We start from the raw sequence: 255 nt of genomic DNA, 5'->3' as shown, positions 1-255 counted from the left end.
AGACGGCGCGCCACATCCGCGACCGACGCCTTGTCCAGCGCCGGAAACCGTCCGTCCCGCCGCGCTTTCAGCAGCCGGGCCACCGTGGCGTCCGCCAGCCGCTGATAGTGTCGGATCATGGCGTGGACCTCCTGGCCCGAGGCCTGGGCCTCCGGCACGGCGATCTTCTGCACCGCGTGCTGCAACTCCACGCCCGACGCCTCCAGAATCTCGGCCAGATCGGGTCGGTGCAGCAGTTCGAACGCCGTGACGCCC

General features: G+C 70.6%; 1 protein-coding gene. It reads right to left on the bottom strand.

Features of this window, described 5'->3' with window-relative positions; all coding sequences use genetic code 11:
* Positions 1–255: hypothetical protein (locus ACM0OW_RS25860; RefSeq protein WP_414553582.1), on the bottom strand; the 255-nt coding region annotated here is incomplete at both ends.

This window comes from Anabaena sp. CCY 0017 (assembly GCF_963920885.1).
In the GTDB taxonomy this organism is placed as follows: domain Bacteria; phylum Cyanobacteriota; class Cyanobacteriia; order Cyanobacteriales; family Nostocaceae; genus Nodularia.
Note: the sequence above shows the minus strand (reverse complement) of the source record. Positions and strands in the feature narration are given on the sequence as shown.